A 22,111-nucleotide genomic window follows, 5' to 3' on the forward strand; every position below is an offset into this window, starting at 1 on the left:
CACCCCCGGCCTGAAGGCCGGAGCACTGGCCCGCATTTTGGTAGCTCGATCAGCGGGGATACGGCAGTCTCGACCCCCTGGATCAGGTCAGGAATAGTCGGGATGATCGGCTCGCCGGCGGATGCCGAATCCGGGCTGAAGCATAGGTCGAACGTGAACGAGAACTTCATGGAGACGAGATCATTCGGATGCCGCGCTGCTGCGCCAACGCGGAAAATTACCGCACCGTCAGAGAGCGGATACTGGCGGTCTGCAGGGGCCATCTGAACCACTGGAGCCTCGACGACCTTGCCACTCCGGGGCAGCTTCGCGGATAGGTGGAGGTTGAAGCTTCGATGTGACGCCCCTACGGGCACGATCATGTGGTGCTTGTCCTCGATGTCGAGGTCATGGAGAAGGGCGAATCTGTCGTCGCCGCCGCGATACGGCTTGATCGTGTTATCGACCAAGTCGAATACCTGCGCCGAAGCGCCACGCAAGCTCGATCGCACACGACGGTAGTGCTGCGGATCCTTGCCGATGGGGAAATACGTTTTCCTGTCTGGAGTGTGTCCGTTCGCCCGCACGAGGTGCCAGGCGATGTGATCGAGAGCCGAGCGGGCGTTATGGACGGCGTCACCGAGGGCGAGACTGAGGTCGTCGGGTGGCTCCTCCTTGATCTTGACGACATAGATCAGGTCGCCGGTCTCCTGGTCTTCGGCGTCGAACACCTCGAACGGTTCGCGTGCAAGGAAATCGGCGATGTGCTGTTGGAGCGCGGCCGTGTGGCGGTGTGCCTGCCGGAATTTCGCTCGAATCTGTCCCGATGGCGTCAAAGTATCCCCCTCTGGTCAACATGCTTACCGTAGGGGAAATCGGTGCGAAGCGTGACGGAATTTCGACGTCTTGTCCCGGCACCGCCGCGATCACACCAGGCATCATGGAGACGTGGACCTGGCCGTACGCACCGAGCTCTGGACCGTCGAGGACGCCGCACGCGAACTCCACCCCAAGATGACCGTCGCCCAGGTCCGCGCACTCATCACCCTCGCCGACATCCCGTCCATCGGAAATCGGCCACCCGGACCGTACGGTGGCCGACCAGCCAAGGTGTACGACGGCGAGCAACTACGCAAAGCGCACGCTGTCATAGCCCGATTGTTGATCGCGCAAGCAGGTTTGTGAGAAACTCTCCGTTAGGAGACGTGTCTCCACAGTCACGGCATGGCTGGTCGGGACACGGCAAGGCCAGGCACGGCGAAAGAAAGCCCGGTACATGCAACCGGGCTTTTCGCATGTCAGGAGGTTGCCATGAGCCGATTCACCAAGGCATGGCTCATCTGGCTCGGCGTCACCCTCGGCGGCTTCGGCGTTATCGAAGGCCTGGCACTCGCCTCCGGCGACATGGACGCCACCCTGTCAGGGCATCTCCGCCTCTGGCTCGGACTCGACCCCGGCAAGCCGTGGGGAATCGCCGGCGGCATCGCATTCCTCGCCGGCCTGGTCTGGCTCGGCTGGCACATCGTGTTCGACCGCGACCGCTAGACCCTGACAGCGGCGGGAGGTGAACGTCATCTCCCACCGCAAGAACAACCCGTCGCGCCTGTGCTGTGCCGAATGGGGTTTAGGCTGCACCGACCACGGCGGCAAGCGGCACCGCTGCGTGAGGGCCTGGCGACACCGCGGGCCGCACGAATGCGGCTGCTTCGCGACCGGCTGACGGAGGACCCATGCCACGCAGCAAGGGACGCGGCGGCCGGCCCTGGCGGCGTATCCGGGCGCAGATCCTCGCCGCCTCCCAGACCTGCTGGATATGCGGGCACGGCGGCGCGGACACCGTCGACCACGTCATCCCGCTCACCCTCGGCGGCGCCCCGCTCGACCCCGCCAACCTACGGCCTGCACACGGAGTCAAGGGCTGCCCCGTGTGCAGGCGCAAGTGCAACAGCAGCAAGGGCAACAAGACCGCACTCCCTGCGCCTCGCACATCCCGAGCCTGGTAATGCTGTACGTCATCACCGGGCCACCCGCGGCCGGCAAAACCACTTGGGTGCGGGAGCGCGCCAAGCCGGGCGACGTCGTCATCGACTACGACGCGATCGCCGCCGCCCTCACCATCCGGGCCCCATCACACGGGCACGCCCGCATCATCCGCGACATCGCCTACCGAGCCAGAGCCGCAGCCATCCAGGAAGCGCTCAAGCACACCACCGACGTGGACGTGTACCTCATCCACACGCTGCCGCCCGCCGACGCCCTGGCCAAGTACGAAGAGCACAACGCTCAGATCGTCACCGTCGACCCTGGTCGAGACGTCGTCATGCAGCGCATCACCGAACAGAGAACACGCTCCATGGTCGCCGTCGCAGAGCGCTGGTACGCAGCCGCACGTCACGCTACGCAACCAGCCCAGAGACGATCACGACACTGGTAACGCAGAGTCATCACCACGACTGTCACTCACAGTGATGATCCAGATCGAAGCAGTGCGCAGCGCCCCAAGCGCACCGCCGGGCACGAGCATTACCCCAGGTCATAGGCCCAGGGAAGGGGGGTTGCAGAGTTGATCATCAACGCATGGGTGACCCCAAACCCAGTCGCCCATTTCTCTCCCCGCTACGGAAAGTAATCGCCCTCAAGGTCGCTACTCACAGTGATGGATGGGGCGTCACGCTGCGTGAGGAGGTTTCGGTGACTCCTCGTAGTCGGTCGCGGAAGGTGCTCGAGGTGGCGGTCCGTGCGGACCTGGAGCGCTGGGGGATCGCAGAGGACACCGGGCTGGCGGCGAGCGCGCTGGACCTGGCGGCACGCCTGAGCGTCCCGGACATCCGGCCGGCCGCGGCGAGCATGCTGCATGCGCAGTTGCGGGCGACGCTCGCCGAGTTGGCGAAGCTGGCCAAGCCGGAGGCGGAGAGCGGCGACCCGGTGGATGAGCTGCAGAAGCGGCGCGAGGACCGCCGGAAGGGCGCGTGAACGGCGCGCTGGCGCTTGGGGTGCAGACCCCGCGGATCGTTTCGATCCCGCCGTACCAGTCGTCGGCTGGCCAGGAAGCGATCGATCTGTGCGCACAGATCGGGCTAGTGCTCGACCCGTGGCAGCAGTTCATCATGCACCACAGCCTCGGGGAACGCGACAACGGCCGGTGGGCGGCGTTCGAGGTCGGCATCGTTGTCAGCAGGCAAAACGGCAAGGACTCGGTCTTCGAGGCACGCGAGCTCGCGGGATTGTTTCTTTTCGGCGAGAAATTGCTTTTGCATTCCACTCACGAATTTAAAACGACGCTTGAGCATTTTCGCCGAGTGCTTTTCTGGCTGGAGAACGTGGACACGCTGCGCCGTCGGGTGAGGCGGATCCGCACCTCGCATGGCGAGGAGTGCGTGGAGCTGCTGACGGGCCAGCGGCTGCGGTTCGTGGCGCGCACGACCGGCTCGGGCCGCGGCTTCAGTGGCGACTGCGTGATCCTCAACGAGGCGTTCAACCTGCCCGAGGTCGCCGTCGACGCGCTGATGCCGACGCTTTCGGCGCGGCCGAATCCGCAGCTGTGGTACGGCTCGAGCCCGGGTGACAAGGACATCGCGCCGTGCGAGCAGCTCGCACGGGTGCGGCGGCGTGGCATCAAGGGTGATGACCCGTCGCTGGCGTACTTCGAGTGGTCGATCGAGCCTCACACGCCCGAGTGCGGCGAGGGGTGCACCGAGCATGACGATCCTGCGGATCCGGCGTCCTGGGCGAAGGCGAACCCTGCGCTCGGGATCCGCATCAGTCAGGAGCATGTGGCCCGGGAGCACGCCTCGATGGGGGCGAAGGGCTTCCTGCGCGAGCGCCTGGGCGTGGGGAACTGGCCGACGGATGCGGCGGACCAGTGGGCGGTCATCCCGGAGCCGCGGTGGCGGGCCGTGGCGGACGAACAGTCCGAGCCCGTCGGCCGGGTGGCGTTCGCCATCCACGTGAGCCCGGACAGGTCGTGGGCGGCGATCGCGACGGCGGGCCGGCGTGCTGACGGGCTGACGCATGTTGAAGTGGTCGATCACCGGCCGGGCACGGGCTGGGTGCCGGAGCGGGCCAAGACCCTCGTCGAGCGGTGGGATCCGTGCGCGCTGGTGGTGGACGCCGGTTCGCCGGCGGGCTCGCTGATCGCGCCGCTGGAGGAGCTCGGGCTGGAGGTCGTGAAGCCGACGGCGCGCGAGGTCGGGCACGCGTTCGGCCAGCTGATCGACGGGGTGATGCCCGAGGAGGGCGAGCCGACCATCCGCGTGCTCCCGCACCCGGCGCTGGACGCGGCGGTGGCCGCCGCGGTGACGCGGCCGCTGGGTGATGCGCGGGCGTGGGACAGCAAGGCCGCGAGCGCGGATATCTCGCCGCTCGTGGCCGCAACCCTCGCCGCGTGGGGGTTCGCAACCAGGGGTCATGTCGAGGAAGACGCACCGCCGAACCTGTGGTGAAGGAGATCGTGTGGCCGACAACCTGATCGAAACCGCTGGGTTCGGGCTGCTGATCGCGTTCGCCTACTTCGTGTGGCCGCCCGCGGCACTGTTGGTGGCCGGGCTGGTGTTGCTGCTGGTGGCCAACGTGCGCAGCGCACGGAAGGCCAAGCGGGAGGGCAACGCGGGGCACGGCTTCGTCGAGCGGCTCCTCCGTACCTGGCTGGCGGCGAAGGCTGAGCAGAAGTGACGATCCTGCGCGGTCTGGCGGAGCTGCGGTCGCCGGAGAATCCGGCGGTGCCGCTGACGTCGGCGACGTTGCTGGACTGGATGGGTGGCCCGCGCACCGCGTCCGGGAAGCGGGTGACGGAGAAGGGTGCGCTCGCGTTCTCGGCGGTCTTCCGATGCACGGCGCTGATCTCTGGCGTGAGCTCGGCGCTTCCGCTGCACGTCTACCGCGACGGGACGCATACGCGTGTGGCGTCGCAGCTGCTGCGGAATCCGCATCCTGAGCTGACGGCGCTCGAGGTGTGGCGGCTGACGTTCGTGCATCGGTGTCTGTGGGGCAACGCGTATGTGCAGAAGCTGCGTGATGGTGGCGGTCGGGTTCGGGAGCTGTGGCCGATCACGCCGGACCGGGTGCGGGTGGAGCGGTTCCGGCCGACGGAGGCGAATCCGAGCGGGAAGCTGTTCGACGTCACCGACGACTGGGGCACGCAGCACATCCTGACGCCGCGCGAGGTCCTGCACCTGCCCGGCATGGGCTACGACGGGGTGTGCGGCGTCTCTCCGGTGCGGGCTGCGGCTCAGGCGATCGGCCTGGGGTTGGCCGCGGAGGAGTATGGGGCGAAGTTGTTCGGTAGCGGCAACCTCATGTCGGGCATTCTGCAGACCGAGCAGCGGCTCACCCCCGACCAGGCCGACGCGCTCAAGCAGCGGTGGAAGGCCAAGATGTCTGGCCTGGACAAGGCCCACGACGTCGCGGTGCTCGACTCGGGCGCCAGCTTCAAGCCGGTGTCCCTGCCGGCGAAGGACTCCCAGTTCCTGGAGTCGCGGCTGTTTGAGGTGGAGGAGATCGCCCGCTGGTTCGGTGTACCGCACTTCCTGATGGGCCTCACGGCCAAGTCCACCTCGTGGGGGACGGGGTTGGAGCAGCAGGCGATCGGCTGGACCAAGTTCGACTTGCAGCCGACGTGGCTGGCGCCGACCGAGCAGCGCATCACCAAGGAGCTGCTGGGCGCGGGTGTGGAGGCCCGTTACAAGGTTGAGGGGCTGCTGCGGGGTGACAGCCGGGCGCGGGCGGAGTTCTACCGGGTGATGCGCGAGGTGGGCGCGTTCTCCGCGAACGACATCCGCGATCTTGAGGATCTGCCGCCGATTCCGGAGGGCGACACCTACCTCCAGCCGCTCAACATGGCGCCGCTCGGCAGCGACCCCACCAACGACGATCCGGACGACGAGCCTGTTGATGATGAGGAAGGCGAGGACGGCGAATGACGCTGACCGTGACCACCGAGGAGCGCCGTCGCCTCGCTCTGACGGCGACCGGCGCCGAGCTGCGCGCCGATGACGCCGGGACCGAGCGGTTCGTCGGCCTGGCCAGCCCGTTCAACGTGCGGGCGCCGATCGGCAACCCCAAGACCTGGGGGTTCTTCGAGGAGTTCATGCCGGGCTGCTTCACCAAGACCCTGCAGGAGGGGGATCAGCGGATGCTGATCGACCACGACTCCTACTACGTGGTCTCCCGCGTGTCGGCTGACACGCTGAAGCTCGCCCAGTCGGCGCGCGGCCTGGAGGTCGACAGCGCTCTGGACGACGAGCTGTCGTACGTGCGGGACCTGAAGGCCAACCTGCGCAACGGCAACATCACGGGCATGTCCATCGGCTTCTACGTCGTCAAGGACACCTGGACGATGATCGAGGTCGAGGAGGAAGGCGACGACGGCAAGGTTCGAGTCTACCAGGCGGAGCTGCGCACCGTTCAGGAGGTGCGGCTCATCGAGGTCTCCGCGGTCACCTTCCCGGCCTTCGTCGACACCGAGGCCGAGCTGAAGAGCGTGGCGTCGGCTCTCGCGTTGCGGGCCGACGTCGGCGCGATCGAGCGTCGCGCCGCCTACCGTCCCGAGCTTCGGGACTTGCTGCAGGTCGTCACACGCGAGCCGGGTGAGTCCACTCGCGCTGACGAGACCACCGAGCCGGAGCACCCCACTCGGCGGCATCTCGACACGGTCGACCTGGCGATGCGGGGCCTTGCCGCCCGCTACGGGCTGAAGCACCCCGCCTGACCCAACACGATCACGACCCCGCACCCGACGTGCGGGCTGTCGGTATGCCCTCGAAAGGGGAATCCGGATGAGCGATCAGCTCAAGCGGCTCATTGACGAGCAGAACGCCGTCTGGCAGCGGATGAACGACATCCGCGCCGCCGCCGAGTCCGAGAACCGCGACCTGACCGCCGAGGAGCGGGCCAACTGGGATGCCGCCGAGGCGCGCCTGACCGAGGTGTCGGGCGACATCGAGCGGCTGGAGCGGTTCACCAAGCTCGACAAGGTGGACCGCTCCCAGGTCGTCGTCGCCGGTGGCGGTGAGGACCATCAGGACGCGACGGCTGAGCGGGACAAGCGGTACGCCGAGGCGTTCAACACCTACCTGCGCCGCGGCATGAGCGCCCTGACGGGTGAGGATCAGCAGCTGCTGATGCAGCGGTTCGAGGCTCGCGACCAGGGCGCCGCCAACGACACGCTGGGCGGCTATCTGGTGCCCGAGGGGTTCCGCAACATCGTCACCGAGACGATGAAGGCGTACGGCGGTCTGCTCGCCGTGTGCACGGTCATCACCACCTCGACGGGTGCGGATCTGCCGTGGCCGACCAACGACGACACCGGCAACGAGGGCGAGTTCCTCGCGGAGAACACCCAGCTGGGCAGCCAGGACGTCACCTTCGGTCAGCGCAAGCTGCAGGCTCACACGGTCAACAGCAAGATCGTGCGTGTGGCGATCCAGCTGCTGCAGGACTCGGCGTTCGATCTGGACACGTGGCTGCCGCGCAAGCTCGGTGAGCGGATCGGCCGCCGCGCTGCCCGGGCGTTCACCCAGGGCACTGGCATCGACCAGCCCGAGGGCATCACGCAGAACGTGGCCACGGGCGCCACCGGCACCGGCACCATCGCGTCGGGTACGGCGTACGCCTACAACGACCTGGTGGACCTGGAGCACTCCGTCGACCCGGCCTATCGGGCGCGGGCGCGGTATGTGCTGCACGACAGCGCGCTCAAGCACATCCGCAAACTCAAGGACAGCCAGGGCCGTCCGCTGTGGGTGCCGATCCCGGCGCCGGGCTTCCCGCCCACGATCAACGGCTACGAGTACACCGTCGACAACTCGATGCCCGCGGTCGCCGTGAACTCCAAGAGCGTCGCGTTCGGCGACTTCCAGGCCGGTTACGTCGTGCGCCAGGTGCAGGGTATCCAGGCGCTCCGGCTCACCGAGCGGTACGCCGACTTCCTGCAGGTCGGGTTCCTCGGCTTCTCCCGGCTGGACGGCAAGGTCGACGACGCTTCGGCCCTCCGCATCCTCGTCTCGCCGGCGTCCTAAGGAGATCCGTCGTGAAGGACCTGTACAACAACGCCCTTTCTCGCCACAGCGTGGCTGTGGCCAACCGCACCAACGGCACCGTCAGCGGCACCGGCGTGGACCGTGCCCAGTTCGGCAACATGGCCAACGCCGTCATGATCGTCGCCGTGGCGGGCGCGATCACCGACGGCACCCACGCTGTCAATGTCCAGGAGTCCGACGACAACAGCACCTGGGCCGATGCCCCGGCGTCGGCTCTGCTGGGTACGGAGCCGTCGTTCACGTCCGCGAACGCCAACAGCACCGCCGACGTCGGGTACATCGGCACCAAGCGCTACGTGCGCGCTCAGGTGGTGACCACGGGCGCTACCACCGGCGGCGCGGTCGGCGCGGTGGTGATCCTGGGCGATCCGCGGAACGCGCCGGTGGCGAGGTCCTGATGCCTCGGGTGCGGATCCTGGATGCGATCAGGTTCACCAGCTACGAGCACAAGCCGGGCGACCTGGTGGACCTGCCCGGGGACATCGCCGCCACCTGGTGCCACAACGGGCTTGCTGAGCTGGTGCGGTCGGATCGTGCTGAGGCGCCCGAGGCTAGCGAGCCGGCGCAGGAGACGACGGCCACCAAGTCCCGCGCGTCACGCGCACGCAAGTCTGACTAAGTCGTCGCAGGAGGCCGCCCCGTCTTGGGGTGGCCTCCTCGCTGTGCCTGGGAGGTGGCATGCCCTTCAATCTGACCAGCCAGAACAACGCCCTGAAGTCGGGTACGGGCGGCGGGATCGCGGGCGCGATCACGCACATCGGCGTGCATACGCTGACCGATCCCGGCACGGGTGCCAACGCCAGCGCCGGCGAGGTATCTGGTGGCAGCCCCGCCTACGCCCGGCAGGCGGTCGCCTGGGGTACGCCGGGTACGCCCGGGCCGGGTCAGGTGTCCAACACGGGGGCGTTGACGTTCGACATCCCCGCCGGCTCCACTGTCGGGTTCCTCACCTTCTGGAACGCTGCGACCGGCAACAGCAACAACTATCTGGGGTACGCGCCGATCAACGGCACGGTGAAGGGGTTCTTCTCGGTCGACACGACGCTGGCGAACGATGCGCTGCTGTCGGTGGCGCACGGCCTCGCCGACGGCGACCGGGTCCAGTTGTTCAACACGTTCGCCGAGTCGCTGCCGACCGGGTTGACGGAGGGTGCCCTCTACTACGTGGTGAACTCCACGGCCAACAGTTTCAAGGTGTCCACCACCTCCGGCGGTGCGCCTGTGGACATCACCGCGTTGGGCGGCGGTGAGGGCTTCTTCCAGAAGATCGTGCCCGAGGTGTATGCGTCGCAGGGGCAGCTCACGGTCGCCGCTGGTGCGATCGTGCTGGACGCGACCGGCATTTAGCCTGCCGTGGCGATTGGGTTTCGGTCCGCCAGTGGGGCGACATCCGGGTTCGGCGCCAACACTTCGCTGGAGGTGCCGGCCCCGCCTGGGGTGGCCGTCAACGATGTGCTGTTCGCCGTGATCACGAACGTGACGGCGGTCGGCGGCGACATCACGCAGACGGAGCCCTCCGGCTGGTCGCTGGTGCGCGGCGATCATGACCCGGGATCGGGTGCGACCGGTGTCCGTGTCAACTGCTGGATGCACGTGGTTGGTGATTCTCCGCCGTCCTCGTACATCTGGACGGTGAGCGCCGGGACCGAGCTGGTCGGCAGCATCTGTGCCTACACGGGCGGTCGTGCGCGGCCATGCCGCGACCGGCAACGGCACGGCCACCACGCCCCGTCCGCTGGACCCCTCCGACGGGGCCGCCTCGTTCATCGCGAAGGTCGTCTCCTCCACTCCAGCCTCGGCTGGGACGCCGGTCACCTTGGTGGCGGACACCTTCAACATCCGCGGCGGGCTCGAGGAGGTCTACCCGGAGGTGATGCGGCCGAAGGCCGCGCAACCCGACGGCACGATCTGCGTGCGCCTGCTGACGGCGCTGGCGGACGACGCGGTGTTCTCCGGGACGATCTGGGTGCGAGAGCTGTGATCGATGCCGCTGTTCGGGCCTGGCCCTCTGCCGCCGCGACGCTCGCGCCGACGCATCATCTGGACGCTCCCGGGAGGTGTCGTGGCTGATAGCGCCGTCCCGATCACGCCGGGCAGCGGGGCGAACATCGACACGTACGCCGTGGCCGGTGGCGACCATCAGCAGATCGTGCGGGAGGCTCGCGCCACCGCGGTGACCACGAACACGTGGACGGTGTCGACGACCGCCTCGACGGGCCAGATCCCTGCTGATGCGGGGCGGGTGGCGGTGGCTATGGTGAGTCTCGCATCGGCTCGCGTGTACCTGCGGTTCGACTCGACGGCGCCGACCGCGAGCAGCCACCACTGGTATCTGGACCCTGGCGATCGGTATGAGGTGCCCGCCGAGATGACCACGCTGGCCATCAGCATGCTGGGGGCGTCCGGCGGGGGCACGATCGTCTCGACTCTGGCGACGGCGAGCTGACCATGGGTGTTTCACCGGGTCCCCTGCGGCAGGTGCCGGACTACTGGAACGTGTTCGGCCACAGCTACCTCATCTTCACAGTCGGGACCCTGTGGCAAACCGGGAGGGCTGACGCGATCTTCCGTGGCTCGATGGACATCGAGCACAACAACTGGAGGAACTACGCCTCAACAGGGGCAATGCTCACACAGGAAGGGCGTCAGCACGGCGGTTACGCCCGCGTGCTGCAGGAGGTCACCAGGAGCCAGCGGACCGCGCCCTACGCCGCTGACGGCGGCGCGGCGGTGCTGTGCTACGGCATCAACGACATGGGCAACAAGGGCGTCACGACGCAGCTGCGGACCGCCTTCCAGCATGCGCTGCGGACCTGCATCTCCCGCTGGCGGGCCAGCAGCATCCGGGAGAACAACTACAACCTGGGCACGTCGCCGGGCCAGATCAGCTACGGTGCCGGGTTCACCGAGTCCGGCGGCACATCGGAGTTCTCGTCCGGCACGTCCATCCACCGCGCGACCTCGACGACGAACGCGACGATCACGATCACGCTGCCTAGTGATTACGGCGGCGAGCCGGTCGTGGTCTGCTGGGTGGGCGCCGCGGGAGCGTTCGGCGCAACGATCACTTTCAGTGGCACCGCTGGCGTCACCGGTACGTTGTCGACGTCGAACATCATGCCGTCCGGGTCGCATTGCCCGGTTGTGCGGCGGATCACGAACCTGACCGCGGCGAATGCGGGCCAGACCATCGTCATGACCGCGACCAGCATCGACGCGTCGGGCGCGGCCGAGTTCGATTGCTGGTGGATCGAGGCGACGAATCCACCTCCGGTGATCGTGTGCAACATCGCGCGGCTGACGGCGGCCGGGTATGCCTCCTACCCGAATACGGTCACGGATGCAGACGTGGCCACCTGGAACCAGGCGATCGCGGACGTTGTCGCCGAGTTCGACGGCATGGTGCAGATCGCGGACTTGGACGCGGCGCTCAACAAGGACGCCTCCCTGATCTTCACCGACGGCGTACATCCGAACGAGTTCGGCGCCGCGCGCATCGCCGATGCGTTGCTGGCCGCCACGAAGCGGCTCACCCCGACCACCAGCCTGGGGAACGCAGCGCACCTCAACGTGTCTGCCCCCCGCTCCGGGCAGCTGCTCCGGCCTCGCCTGTCCGGGCATTGGTACACCGCCGACAGTGCAGGCATCGGCGCCACCTACACGGCGGTGGCGGGCGACATGTTCGCCCTGCCGATCCAGGTGACCGGCTCACGCGAGCGCTGGATCCGGTTCGCGGTGGAGGCGATCGCGAGCGTGACGGGCACGAGCATCCGGTGGGGCATCTACGACGACATCGGCGCCAGCGGATACCCGATGTGTCTCGTGACTGAGCCCACCGCCTCGGGGGCGTTCACCATCACCACCGGCGCCGGGGTGAAGATGTCGCCCGCGTCCGGCACCGGCAGCCTCAACCAGCCGCTGGATCCTGGCGTCTACTGGCTGGTGATCAAGTTCACCGCCGTGGGCACCTCGCACACGTTCCGCACGTTGAAGGGCCCGTCGCTGCTGCTGCCGAACCTGTCCACGGGCGGCGCCGGGTCCATCACCCCGTCCGGGTGGAAACTCACCGGCCAAGGCACCGGCGTACTACCCGCTACCTTCCCGGCCGGGGCGGCACTGTCGGACAACTGCCCATACGTCGGCGTCCTGATCAACTAGCCGAGGGGGCGCGGTGCCGATCCTGCTGCTGCCGCGCTCCAGCACCACCGGACCCGGCGTCGCCGCCACAGGTCGCGCCTATGCCGCGCTGGCGGGCCAGGCGACGGTCGGCAAGCGGGTGGCAGTCTCGTGCCACGCGCAGCTGGCGCTGGCTGGCGTCGCCTCGACACGGAAGCAGGGGGCAGCGACCGCGCGTGGGCATGCGGCGCTGACCGCCACGTCCACCCCGCGGAAGGCGGCACACGCGACGTCGGCGGCCGCCGTGGCAGCGGCTGGGCTCGCTACGGCGGCCAAACGCGGCCTGGCGACTAGCTCGGCGCCGATGGGGCTGTCGGCGACTGCGGTGGCCGTACGGCGAGCTGTCGGGGCCGTCACAGCGCCGGTCGCCGCGGTCGGCACGGTGACCGTCCGGAAGGCGGCCACACCTGCCGTACGGGGCGTTCTGGCCGCCGCCGCGACCGCTGGCGGACGTAAGGCTGGTGCGGGGTCAGGTCGCGCCGCGCTGGCGGCGGCGGCCACCGCAGCCGGGCGCAAGACCGCCCCCGCGACTGGCCGTGCATGCCAGACGCTGGTCTCCTTCGCCTCCGGCAGGCGGGCGGCAGCGGCGGCCGGACAGGCTCACCTCGCCCTGGCCGGACATGCCAGCGTGGCCAAGACGGCGCCGGCGGTCGTGGCCGGGCAGCTGGTGCTCGCCGCGGCGAGCAGCGCCCGCAAGACGACGTCGGCCGCGGGGTTCGCCCCTGTCGTGCTGGTCGGCTGGCAGACGCAGACCTACGTGCGGGCGGTCATCGCCACCGCGGCGTTGTGCTGTGCGGCCACCGCCGCCGCAGTGCGCCGCACGGCCGCCTCCGGCGCGGGCGTCGTCCTGCTGTATCCGGCGGCGGCTGGCCGTCCGGTACGGCACGCCGTCGCCAGCGCGCCGCTGGCCGTCGTTGGGCAGGCGACGGGCAGGCGCCGCGCCTCGGTTGCCGGCCGCGGGGTTCTGGCGCTGGCAGCCGCCGGCACTGGCCGCCGTACCGCAGCTGTGAGCGGGCAGGCGCATCTGCTGCTGGCCGCCTACACGATGCCGACGGCCGCCAACGCTCCGGCGCGGCTGTCGCCGTCCGCGGGGTCTGCTGTCCGCTTGTCGCTGTCGGCCGCGTCAGCGATGCAGGTGGCGGGCCGGTCGGAGCTGCTGTCGACGTTGTCGGCCTCGTCCCATCCGCTGATCGAACTGGGAGGGAGGTCGGGATGACGTTCGCCTTTGGCGCCGCGGCGCGGTTGTCGACCGAAGTGCGCGTCAACGGCACGCTCACCAACGCGACGACGATCTCGTTGACGATTCTTCGCCCAGACGGCACGACGGACGGGCCGTTTACGCCAGTCAACGATGGCATCGGGCTCTACCACTACGACTACACCTCGGCGCAGGCTGGGCGGCACATCGCCCGGTGGACCACGACAGGGCCGGTCGGTGCGGACGAGGAGTCCTTCGATGTCGCCGCCCAGTGGGCGGAGGCGGGAGTCATTAGCCTCGTCGCGGCGAAGAAACAGCTGAACATCGACCTGTCGGACACCGAAGACGACGAGGAGATCCAGGACTACCTGCGCAGCGTGACGGAGATCTGTGAGCGCTACGTCGGGGCGCTGGTGCGCCGCACGGTGGTCGAGAAGCATGCGGGCGGGTATGCACTGGCACTCAATCACGCCCCCGTGCTGTCGCTGACCTCGGTGGTGGCGATCGAATCGGGCGGCGTGGACCAGGCCGTGGCTGATCTCGACCTGGATGGGCCGACCGGGATCGTTCAGCGCAAAGACGGCGGCTTCATGTGCGGACCGTTCCGTGTGACGTATGTGCCGGGCCGGTTGGAGATCCCACCGCACGTCTCGCAGGCGGCGAAGATCCTGTTGCAGCACATGTGGGAAACCCAGCGCGGCACCATGGGCGGGGTCCGCGTCGGCGGCAGCGACGAGGTGTACGACCCGCGGTTCGGGTTCACGATCCCCCGCCGTGCCGTGGAGCTGCTCGGCGATCAGCCACCGGGGATCGCATGACCGAGACGCGCGTCCCGGCCATCATCAACGCCCTGGTGACGCTGCTCAGCGCCGACCCGGGACTGGCCGGGAAGGTCGTCGACGGGCCGCCGGTGACGAACGATCCGCTGAATGAGGCGGTGTTCATCGGCTACGACGGCAACCCGGAGGGTGACGGGCAGGCTGCCGAGTCCACCCAGGAGTGGGCGGGGATCGGCCAGAGGAAGCGCGACGAGACCGTGCAGATCACATGCGCGGTGGTCGTGTGGCGCGGCAGCACGAAGGTCCAGCCGGTACGGCAGCGCGTGTATGAGCTGCTCGGCGAGGTGGGCGAGGTGCTGCGCGCGGATCCGTCGCTGGGGTTGCCGCCGCCGACGCTGGCGGAGATGGCGTCAGGTCAGCTGTTCCAGTCGCAGCGGCAGTCGGGGATCGAGTGCCGGATTCCGTTCGTGGTCGCGGTCAAGACGCGCGTGTGAGAGGGAGGGGCCTGGTGGCCAGGTTCAAGAACGTCAGCGGCGAAGATCGCCGTGTCGGCCGGGTCGACGGGCCGCTGGTGAAGGCGGACGAGGTCGCCACGGTCGACGGTGAGGTGACCGAGGAGCTGGAGGACGCGTACGTCGTCGGCTCGGGGGATGAGGCGCGGGCCTGGCCGAAGGCCACGTGGCTGCTGCTGGACGAGCCCAAGAAGAAGGGTGACTGATCATGCCGACCGGTACCGGCCTTGACGCACAGCTGGGCTTCGCCGCGGAGTCCACCGTGGGGACCGCGGTGACGGTCACCAAGTTCGTCGAGTTCAACAACGAAAAGCTCGCGTGGAAGCCGACCTTCGTCGAACCGACGGGCCTCCGGGTGGGCCGTAAGTACAAGCGAGCCTCCCGCCTGGTGCAGTCCCGCAAGACGGTCGAGGGCTCGCTGGAGCTGGAGTGGGCGACCAAGGGCATGGGCTTGCTCGTCGCCCACATGCTGGGCTCGACCGGCGCGCCGCAGCAGATCGCCGCCACGTCGGCCTACAAGCAGATCCACACGCCGGGCGGGTTCGTCGGCAAGAGCCTGACGATCCAGGTGGGCCGGCCGGAGCCGTCGGGGACGGTGCGGGCGCACACGTACTCCGGCTGCAAGTTCAAGGGCTGGGAGTTCAAGCTCTCCGACAGTGAGATCGCCACCCTCAGCCTGGAGGTCGATGGATGGGACGAGTCGACGGCGACCGCGCTGGCGACCGCGTCCTTCGTCGCTGGCGCCGAGGTCTGGAACTTCCAGCAAGCGGTCCTCAAGCTGGGCGGCACCGCGTCGACCGCGTCGGGTGAGATGAGCATCACCGGCGGCACCGCCGTGACGACCATCATCAAGGAAATCTCGATCAAGGGCGAGAACCCGCTGGCGACCGAGCGGTACGGCATCGGCAACAGCGGGGTCAAAAGGGAGCAGTTGGAGAACGACACCCCGACGATCACCGGGTCGCTGACGGCGGAGTTCAATCGCACCGAGCTGTATGACTTGATGAAGAACAACACCACCACGGCGATCGAGCTCGCCTTGACGGGTGCGGCGATCCCCTCTGGCGGTGGCAACAACTTCTTCCTCAGCTTCATCATGCCGGCCTGCAAGCTGAAGGAAGCGTCTCCCACGGTCGAGGGGCCGGATGTGGTGCAGATGACCACCAGCTTCGAGGCCTACGACGACGAGGTGAACGCGCCGATCCAGATCAAGATCGTGTCGACGGACACGGCGCTGTAAGTGGTCGACGTTCGCATCACCGGCTCCGAGCAGCTCGGCGACCTGGCCAAGCGCCTCAAGGGTGCGGGCGATCAGGGCAAGGGGCTGCGTAAGGAGCTGCTGAAAGCGATCCGGACGGCCGCGCGGCCGGCGTTGCAGGACACGCGTCGGGCGGTGCGCACCATCCCGGTGACCGGGTCGCGTGGCGGTGGCCGCAAGCAGCGGGAGACCAAGGCGTTCCGGGACCGGTTCGACAGGGTTCTCGACCGGGCCAGCGATGACGAGCTCGGCTCCGATGAGCTCGAAGCACAGGAAGCGAAGATCCAGGACCGTGCCCGGCGGGGCTCCGGCCTGCGGGACACGATCGCCCGGTCCCTGCGCCTGGTGACCAAGACGGGCAGCCGGTCGGCGCGGGTGCGAATCGAGGTCGATGCCTCCAAGATGCCGCAGGACCAGCGCACATTGCCGAGGCATCTCGACTCGGAGAAGGGCTGGCGGCACCCCGTGTTCGGCAACCGCAAGAAGTGGGTGCACCAGCGCGGCCAGCCCTGGTTCGAGGTGACCATCCGCCGGCACGCCCCGAAGGTGCGCAACGACATCCTCAAGGCGATGGACGACATCGCCGACAAGATCGAAGGATAGGCATGCAGAAGATCACCATCGGCGATGAGAGCGTCGAGCTGGACATCGCCCACCTGCCGCTGCACGAGGGCATCGCCCTGCAGAGGGCAACCGGGTGGCGGATCAAGGAGCTCGGCGAGGCGTGCGCCGCGGGCGACCTGGTTGCCATCGCCGCGCTGGCGTGGCTGGCGCTGCGCCGGATGGGCAAGGACGTGACGTTCGCCGATATCGAGTCGGGTGCCTATCCGATCGACCTGGCGTCGATCAACGTCGAGGTGCTGGACGAGCCGAGCCCTCCCTCCGGCGGCGAGGCGAAGACCTCGCCGCCAAACGCCTGAGATATCTCGCGCCGCTGGCGTACCACTTCGGGGTGCGCCCGTGGGAGACGCGGTTGCTCAGCGAGCAGGAGTTTGAGCTGCTGTGCACAGCTGTCGATGAACTGAATAGGCAGGCCAAGGCCTGAGTCGCGCCAGGGGGGTGTCCGATGACCACCTCCATGGGGTTCGACATCTTCGCGCGGGATCACGCCTCCAGGACGTTCGACCAGGTCGGCGACCGAGCCGAGCGGCTCGGTCGCCGCCTGGACGACGTCGGCAAGTCCAGTTCCAGCCTCCGCGGCGAGTTCGACGGGCTCGGCAACACCCTGTCCGGGCTCGGCGGTGGTCTCTCCGGGCTCGGCGGCCGCCTGGGCGACCTCGGTGGCCACCTCTCTGCGCTGGGTGGCCGCGCTGCCAGCATCGGCGGCCACCTGTCAGACCTGGGCGACCGCATGGGCAGGCTGTCATCGTCGGCCGCGTCGATGGGCACGAGCGTGCTCGCGGCATCGGTCAAGCTCGGGACGTTCGCCGGTGCCGCGGCTACGGCCGCCACGAATGTCGCCGGTCTGGTGGCAGCGCTCGCCCCGGCGGCGGGCGCGCTGGCGGCGCTTCCTGGCGCGGTACTGCTGGGCGCCGGCGCCCTGGGCACTCTCAAGCTCGCGCTGCGGGGTGTCGCCGAAGGCTTCGCCGACGCCATCAGCGGCGACTACGAGCGGTTCGTCAACAGCACGGCGGATCTGTCCGAGGCGGCAGCGGCGGTCGGCCTCGAGCTGTTCCAGATGGCGCCCGCCTTCCAGGGGATCAAGTACGAGGTCCAGGACGCCGTCTTCGAGCCGCTGATCGGCCAGATGTGGAGCCTGCTCCCGGCGATCAACGCAATCGACGACGGCATGGTGGGCGTCGCCGAGCAGTTCGGCCAGGCGGCGCTGCAGCTGGTGGAGTTCGCCCGGGCGGCCGACACCGTCCGCGCCATCGAGGCGGTCTTCGCCTCGCTGCGCAGCACCATCTCCGACCTTCTGCCCGCGTTGCAGCCGCTCCTGGCCGGCTTCCGCGACCTGGGCGTGGTCGGTGCTGGATTCTTGTCCGGGCTTGCTCCCGGCATCGCCGATGTGGCCGCCAAGTTCGGCACGTTCCTGTCCACCGCGGCCGCGTCCGGCCGCGCCTTGGATTGGATGCAGGAAGCCGTCGAGGTGTTCCGGCAGCTTGGGGCGATCGTCGCCGACGTCGGCGGCATCCTCAACGCGGTCTTCACCGCCTTGGAGACCGCAGGTGGGAACGCGCTGGGCATCCTCGGCGAGCTGCTCGACAGCCTGCACGCCTTCCTGGACTCCGCTCGCGGTCAGGAGATCCTGGTCGCGGTCTTCGAGGCGCTGCACGAGGTGGCGGCGGCGTTCCTGCCGGTCATCAGGGCCATCGGTGATGCGGTGCTGCAGCTCGCGCCCGGCGTCGCCGACCTGGCTACCGCGGTCGGTCCGGTGCTGACGGCGGCGATCCGCGCGGTGGCGCCCGCGCTGGCGGCGATGGTTCCGGGCGTCGTGGCGGCGATCGGCGGCATCCAGGCCGCTGTCGAGGCGCTCGCTCCGGCGCTCTTGCCGCTGGGACGGGCGATCGGCGAGGCGTTCGCTACCGTCCAGCCGCTGATCGCCGAGCTCGGGCCTGCCATCGCCGCTGTGCTGCCTGGGGTGCAGGCGCTGCTGGCAGGGTTCGCGGAAGGCCTCGCAGCTCTCGCCCCGGCTCTGGCGCCTCTCGGTCGGGCGATCGGCGCGGTGATGGCCGCCGTGGCGCCGTTGCTGCCGATCGTCGGCGAGCTGGTGGCGCTGATCGCCACGTCGCTGGCCGCCGGGGTGCAGCAGGCGCTGCCGTCGCTGCGTCTCCTGGTGCAGATCGTCGGCCAGGCGCTGCAGAAGCTGGCGCCGCTGATCCCGCTGGTCGTGGACTTCGCTGCGACGCTGCTCGGCACGCTGGTGCCTGCCCTAGTACCGGTGGCGCAGGCGATCGGCCAGACGCTCAGCCTGCTGAGGCCGCTGTTCGTCGGGATTGGGCAGGCGATCGCGGCCGCGCTTCCCGGCATCCAGGACTTCGTGCAGGCGTTCGTCGTGGGCCTGTCCAAGCTGGCGCCGGCCCTGGCGCCGATCGGTCAGGCCATCGGCGGGATCTTCTCGGCGCTCGCGCCGCTCCTGCCGATCCTGGGGGAGCTGGCCGCGCTGATCGCGACCTCGCTCGCCTCGGGCGTGCAGGCGATCTTGCCGTCTATCCAGCTGCTCGTGGCCAGCTTCGGCCGGGCGCTGCAGGCCCTCGCCCCGGTGATCCCCTTGCTGGTGCAGCTCGCCGCCACGATCATCAACAGCTTGGTGCCCGCGCTGGCGCCGCTGCTGCCGCAGATCGCCCAGCTGATCACACAGCTGGTCCAGGGGCTCGTGCCCGCGGTCATGCCGTTGATCCCGATCATCGCTGAGCTGGCCGGCATCGTCGGCCAGAACCTGGTCACGATCCTCGCCGCCCTAGTCCAGGCGATCACCCCAGTCCTGCCCCACCTCAGCGAGATGGCACAGATCATCGGGAACGCCCTGCTAGAGGCCATGAGGGCGATCTCGCCGTTCCTGCCGGAGATCGCCTCGGCGCTGTTGTCGTGGCTACCAGCGCTGGCGCCGCTGCTGCCGGTCTTGGGCCAGTTGGCGGCCGACCTGCTGCCGATGTGGGTGGACCTGGTGCGCCAGCTCGCGCCCTTGTTGCCGCCGCTCATCCGGGCGGGCATCGAGATGACGCAGGCGTGGCTGCCGCTGGTGCCCGTCCTGGCCGACCTGATCGTGAAGCTGACCCCGTTCCTGACGCTGTTTGCCCAGATCGGGACGTCGATCGCCGTTCATCTCCTGCCGGTGCTGACCCGCTTCATGCAGGTCGTAGCGGACGTCGTGGAGAAGGTCGTCGGCGGATTCCAGTGGCTCTACGACCGCCTGGTCGGACATTCGATCATCCCGGACCTGGTGAACGGCATCGGCCGGTGGATCTCCCAGTTGCCGGAGATGTTCGCCCGCTGGGTGGGGCAGGCCAAGGACTGGGCTGTGGCGAAGTTCGGCGAGCTCGTCAGCTGGGTTGCCGGGCTGCCGGGCCGCATCGTCGGCGCCCTGGGCGACCTGGGGGGCCTGCTGCGGGACTCCGGCGCGCGGATCATCCAGGGCCTGATCGACGGCCTGTGGAGCAAGTTCAACGACCTGTGGAACACCGCCGTCGACATCCTGAACAGGATCCGCAGCCTGTTCCCGTTCAGCCCGGCGAAGGAGGGCCCGTTCAGCGGCAAAGGCTGGACGCTGTTCTCCGGCCTGTCGATCGGCGAGGACATGGCGCGAGGCCTGGCCGCCACCCGAGACAAGGTGGCCCGCGCAGCCGAGGGGCTCATGGGGGCGGCGTCCATGTCGCTCACACCCACCCTCACGGTCGGCGGCGGAGCCGGCATGGTGCCGATCACCCCGCAGGGCGGCGCGACCATCAACCTGCACTTCCCGGGCCAGCCGCTGGTCAGCCGGGATGAGATCTTCCGGATGGTCATCGAGGCGGTCAACGAGGCCAACAAACGCGGCTTCAACCTCGGCGCGATGGGAGCCTCGGCGTGACGATGCCGGACGTGCGCGCCGAGATCGCGTTCGTGCGGGACGGCGCCGGCTGGCCGCTGTGGCGGGACGTCTCAGCGGACGTGGAGTGGTGGCAGGGCGTGCGCATCTCCCGCCGCCGCAGCCACGAGCTGGACGAGGTGCAGCCGGGCACCATGTCGCTGACACTCACCAACACCGACGGCCGCTACACCGCAGGCAACACCGCCTCGCCGTACTACCCGAACGTGCGCATCAACCGTCCGATCCGGATCCGGGCCCGCTGGCCGTCCTCGATCAACCGGCTGCTCAAGGGGCAGGCAGAGGCGACCAACGCGGCCCTGTTCTCCACCAACAACGGCACGCTGGCCACCTCGGCGACCGCCCCCGCAGGGCAGACCAGCAGCATCCGCTGGTCGTCCGCCTCCTGGGCGTCCGGCGACATCATGCGGCTCGGCGTGAACTCGACGGCCACGCCCACCGAGGAGGCGCTGGAGGTCACGCCGGGCGCCACCTATGCAGTGTCGTGCCAGGCTCGCCGCGAGACCAACGCGGTGTCGGCGGCGATCCGGGTCCGCTGGTTCACTGCGGACGGCGCGTTCATCTCCGACGTGTTCGGCAGCACGGTCACGTTGACGACCAGCTTCCAGCCGGTGACCTTCGTCGGGGCGGCGCCGGCCAATGCGGTGTTCGCCCGCGTCTTCCTGACGACGCAGTCGGCCGCCACCTCGGCGGCGATCCTCAGCTCGGCGTGGCAGTTCGAGCAAGCCGCGTCCCCTTCGTCCTGGGTGAGCCCCGGAATCGAGTACATGCGGTTCGTCGGCTACGTGGATCGCTGGCCGCACTCGTGGGACAACGGCGTCCTCGGCCGGGTAAGCATCACGGCGACGGACCGGCAGAAGCTGTTCTCCCGCCAGCTGCTCGGCTCCACGCCGCTCACGGACAACCAGCTGTCGGGCGCCCGCGCGGCCGCACTGCTGACGGCGGCCGGGGTGACGACCATGACCGTCGACCCTGGCGTCTCGACGCTCGGGCTGTCGGGCAACGAGGCGACACAGAACATCCAGCAGCTGCTGCGTACCACCGCCACCTCGGAGGCTGGCCTGTTCTTCGTCGGCCGCGACGGCGTGCCGGTCTTCCAGGACCGCAGCAAGCGGCAGCGGCCCTCCACCGTCGTGCTGACGGTCAACGCCGACCAGTGCGGCCCGGACCTCCACTTCGTGGTCGACGACGCGCTGCTCATCAACGACGCCACCGTGCTGGCCGACAACGGCAGCAGCGCCACGGCGACGGACTCGGCGAGCATCACCGAGTACGGCCGCTACAGCCGCCGCATGGACACCGTGCTCGTGCCTGGCGAGATCACCGACCGCGCCGCCTACCTGCTGTTCCGCTACAAGGAACCGGCGCCGCGCGCCGGTCAGATCTCCATCGAGGCCCGTTCGCAGCCCGCCCTGTGGCCAGCCCTGCTCGGGTCAGAGATCGGGCAGCGAATCCAGGTCACCAACCTGCCGAGCAACGCTCCCAGCGGGACCTTGGACCTGTGGATCGAGGGCGTCCAGGACTTCATCACCGATGAAACGTGGACATTCACCTTCGACCCGTCGCCAGCCTCGACGACCGTGGCGTTCATCCTCGACGACCCCACCTACGGCCTGCTCGACTTCAACGTCCTGGGATGGTGACG

The 22,111-nt window shown here is 68.9% G+C and carries 26 protein-coding genes; 25 read left to right on the forward strand and 1 reads right to left on the reverse strand.

The genetic code is table 11. The features are described 5' to 3' along the window. On the reverse strand, positions 1–815 hold an 815-nt coding region (locus BSB02_RS28915), incomplete at its 3' end, for a hypothetical protein (protein WP_143591280.1). Positions 816–927: 112 nt separating this feature from the next. Between BSB02_RS28915 and BSB02_RS39995 the strand changes: the two genes are divergently transcribed. From BSB02_RS39995 to BSB02_RS29035, 25 genes are all read left to right on the forward strand, one after another. Next, complete coding sequence (locus BSB02_RS39995) at positions 928–1,164, forward strand: hypothetical protein (RefSeq protein ID WP_143591282.1); 237 nt, start codon at positions 928–930, stop codon at positions 1,162–1,164. Positions 1,165–1,290: 126 nt separating this feature from the next. After that, a complete protein-coding gene (locus tag BSB02_RS28920; protein WP_084963736.1) occupies positions 1,291–1,524 on the forward strand; it encodes a hypothetical protein in 234 nt (77 codons plus the stop codon). A 185-nt stretch (positions 1,525–1,709) separates the two neighbouring features. After that, entirely contained in the window at positions 1,710–1,982 is a 273-nt protein-coding gene (locus BSB02_RS28925) for an HNH endonuclease (protein WP_084963737.1), read from the forward strand. After that, on the forward strand, positions 1,982–2,413 hold the full coding sequence (locus tag BSB02_RS28930; RefSeq protein ID WP_084963738.1) for an AAA family ATPase: 432 nt from the start codon (positions 1,982–1,984) through the stop codon (positions 2,411–2,413). Before BSB02_RS28925 ends, BSB02_RS28930 begins: the two co-directional genes overlap by 1 nt. A 293-nt stretch (positions 2,414–2,706) precedes the next feature. Beyond that, the gene (locus BSB02_RS28935) at positions 2,707–2,952 is read left to right on the forward strand and encodes a hypothetical protein (RefSeq protein WP_143591284.1); all 246 of its coding nucleotides are present in this window, start codon (positions 2,707–2,709) and stop codon (positions 2,950–2,952) included. After that, positions 2,949–4,421, forward strand: coding sequence for a terminase large subunit (locus BSB02_RS28940; RefSeq protein WP_084963740.1), 1,473 nt, complete (start codon positions 2,949–2,951; stop codon positions 4,419–4,421). The genes BSB02_RS28935 and BSB02_RS28940 overlap by 4 nt, the downstream gene beginning before the upstream one ends. A gap of 10 nt (positions 4,422–4,431) precedes the next feature. Next, the gene (locus BSB02_RS28945) at positions 4,432–4,650 is read left to right on the forward strand and encodes a hypothetical protein (protein ID WP_084963741.1); all 219 of its coding nucleotides are present in this window, start codon (positions 4,432–4,434) and stop codon (positions 4,648–4,650) included. After that, entirely contained in the window at positions 4,647–5,897 is a 1,251-nt protein-coding gene (locus tag BSB02_RS28950; protein WP_084963742.1) for a phage portal protein, read from the forward strand. Before BSB02_RS28945 ends, BSB02_RS28950 begins: the two co-directional genes overlap by 4 nt. Next, complete coding sequence (locus BSB02_RS28955) at positions 5,894–6,685, forward strand: HK97 family phage prohead protease (protein ID WP_084963743.1); 792 nt, start codon at positions 5,894–5,896, stop codon at positions 6,683–6,685. The genes BSB02_RS28950 and BSB02_RS28955 overlap by 4 nt, the downstream gene beginning before the upstream one ends. Positions 6,686–6,752: 67 nt before the next feature. Next, positions 6,753–7,994: a phage major capsid protein gene (locus tag BSB02_RS28960; protein WP_084963744.1), complete on the forward strand. Its 1,242-nt coding sequence runs from the start codon at positions 6,753–6,755 to the stop codon at positions 7,992–7,994. Positions 7,995–8,005: 11 nt separating this feature from the next. Further along, entirely contained in the window at positions 8,006–8,413 is a 408-nt protein-coding gene (locus BSB02_RS28965; RefSeq protein ID WP_084963745.1) for a hypothetical protein, read from the forward strand. An 8-nt stretch (positions 8,414–8,421) separates the two neighbouring features. Next, complete coding sequence (locus BSB02_RS28970) at positions 8,422–8,634, forward strand: hypothetical protein (RefSeq protein ID WP_143591286.1); 213 nt, start codon at positions 8,422–8,424, stop codon at positions 8,632–8,634. A 59-nt stretch (positions 8,635–8,693) separates the two neighbouring features. Then, positions 8,694–9,362: a phage tail fiber protein gene (locus tag BSB02_RS28975; protein ID WP_084963747.1), complete on the forward strand. Its 669-nt coding sequence runs from the start codon at positions 8,694–8,696 to the stop codon at positions 9,360–9,362. 319 nt (positions 9,363–9,681) lie between these two features. After that, on the forward strand, positions 9,682–9,996 hold the full coding sequence (locus BSB02_RS28980; RefSeq protein ID WP_158088749.1) for a hypothetical protein: 315 nt from the start codon (positions 9,682–9,684) through the stop codon (positions 9,994–9,996). 81 nt (positions 9,997–10,077) lie between these two features. Continuing rightward, positions 10,078–10,461: a hypothetical protein gene (locus BSB02_RS28985; RefSeq protein ID WP_084963749.1), complete on the forward strand. Its 384-nt coding sequence runs from the start codon at positions 10,078–10,080 to the stop codon at positions 10,459–10,461. 32 nt (positions 10,462–10,493) lie between these two features. After that, positions 10,494–12,173 (forward strand): SGNH/GDSL hydrolase family protein, encoded by a 1,680-nt coding sequence (locus tag BSB02_RS28990; protein ID WP_143591288.1) that lies wholly within the window; start codon positions 10,494–10,496, stop codon positions 12,171–12,173. A gap of 13 nt (positions 12,174–12,186) precedes the next feature. Continuing rightward, complete coding sequence (locus BSB02_RS28995; protein WP_084963751.1) at positions 12,187–13,407, forward strand: hypothetical protein; 1,221 nt, start codon at positions 12,187–12,189, stop codon at positions 13,405–13,407. Further along, a complete protein-coding gene (locus BSB02_RS29000; RefSeq protein WP_084963752.1) occupies positions 13,404–14,207 on the forward strand; it encodes a head-tail connector protein in 804 nt (267 codons plus the stop codon). Before BSB02_RS28995 ends, BSB02_RS29000 begins: the two co-directional genes overlap by 4 nt. Next, entirely contained in the window at positions 14,204–14,662 is a 459-nt protein-coding gene (locus BSB02_RS29005) for a hypothetical protein (RefSeq protein ID WP_084963753.1), read from the forward strand. Before BSB02_RS29000 ends, BSB02_RS29005 begins: the two co-directional genes overlap by 4 nt. Positions 14,663–14,676: 14 nt before the next feature. Beyond that, positions 14,677–14,886: a hypothetical protein gene (locus BSB02_RS29010; protein ID WP_084963754.1), complete on the forward strand. Its 210-nt coding sequence runs from the start codon at positions 14,677–14,679 to the stop codon at positions 14,884–14,886. Positions 14,887–14,888: 2 nt separating this feature from the next. Then, positions 14,889–15,920, forward strand: coding sequence for a phage tail tube protein (locus BSB02_RS29015; protein ID WP_084963755.1), 1,032 nt, complete (start codon positions 14,889–14,891; stop codon positions 15,918–15,920). Continuing rightward, the gene (locus BSB02_RS29020; RefSeq protein WP_084963756.1) at positions 15,921–16,541 is read left to right on the forward strand and encodes a hypothetical protein; all 621 of its coding nucleotides are present in this window, start codon (positions 15,921–15,923) and stop codon (positions 16,539–16,541) included. It abuts the gene before it with no gap. Positions 16,542–16,543: 2 nt separating this feature from the next. Continuing rightward, positions 16,544–16,858, forward strand: a complete 315-nt coding sequence (locus BSB02_RS29025; RefSeq protein WP_084963757.1) for a hypothetical protein — start codon at positions 16,544–16,546, stop codon at positions 16,856–16,858. 146 nt (positions 16,859–17,004) lie between these two features. After that, positions 17,005–20,448, forward strand: coding sequence for a phage tail protein (locus BSB02_RS29030; protein ID WP_084963758.1), 3,444 nt, complete (start codon positions 17,005–17,007; stop codon positions 20,446–20,448). Then, positions 20,445–22,109 carry a hypothetical protein gene (locus BSB02_RS29035; RefSeq protein ID WP_143591290.1) on the forward strand — a complete coding sequence of 555 codons (1,665 nt, stop codon included), beginning with the start codon at positions 20,445–20,447 and terminating at the stop codon, positions 22,107–22,109. The genes BSB02_RS29030 and BSB02_RS29035 overlap by 4 nt, the downstream gene beginning before the upstream one ends. Positions 22,110–22,111 lie beyond the last annotated feature (2 nt).

The sequence above is a fragment of the Thermoactinospora rubra genome, from assembly GCF_002093975.1.
GTDB classification, from domain to species: Bacteria; Actinomycetota; Actinomycetes; order Streptosporangiales; family Streptosporangiaceae; genus Nonomuraea; species Nonomuraea rubra_A.

Coding starts and splice junctions, on each gene's coding strand:
- BSB02_RS28920 (WP_084963736.1), top strand. CDS start 1,291: ATGAGCCGATTCACCAAGGCATGGCTCATCTGGCTCGGCGTCACCCTC.
- BSB02_RS28925 (WP_084963737.1), top strand. CDS start 1,710: ATGCCACGCAGCAAGGGACGCGGCGGCCGGCCCTGGCGGCGTATCCGG.
- BSB02_RS28930 (WP_084963738.1), top strand. CDS start 1,982: ATGCTGTACGTCATCACCGGGCCACCCGCGGCCGGCAAAACCACTTGG.
- BSB02_RS28955 (WP_084963743.1), top strand. CDS start 5,894: ATGACGCTGACCGTGACCACCGAGGAGCGCCGTCGCCTCGCTCTGACG.
- BSB02_RS28960 (WP_084963744.1), top strand. CDS start 6,753: ATGAGCGATCAGCTCAAGCGGCTCATTGACGAGCAGAACGCCGTCTGG.
- BSB02_RS28975 (WP_084963747.1), top strand. CDS start 8,694: ATGCCCTTCAATCTGACCAGCCAGAACAACGCCCTGAAGTCGGGTACG.
- BSB02_RS29000 (WP_084963752.1), top strand. CDS start 13,404: ATGACGTTCGCCTTTGGCGCCGCGGCGCGGTTGTCGACCGAAGTGCGC.
- BSB02_RS29005 (WP_084963753.1), top strand. CDS start 14,204: ATGACCGAGACGCGCGTCCCGGCCATCATCAACGCCCTGGTGACGCTG.
- BSB02_RS29015 (WP_084963755.1), top strand. CDS start 14,889: ATGCCGACCGGTACCGGCCTTGACGCACAGCTGGGCTTCGCCGCGGAG.
- BSB02_RS29025 (WP_084963757.1), top strand. CDS start 16,544: ATGCAGAAGATCACCATCGGCGATGAGAGCGTCGAGCTGGACATCGCC.
- BSB02_RS29030 (WP_084963758.1), top strand. CDS start 17,005: ATGACCACCTCCATGGGGTTCGACATCTTCGCGCGGGATCACGCCTCC.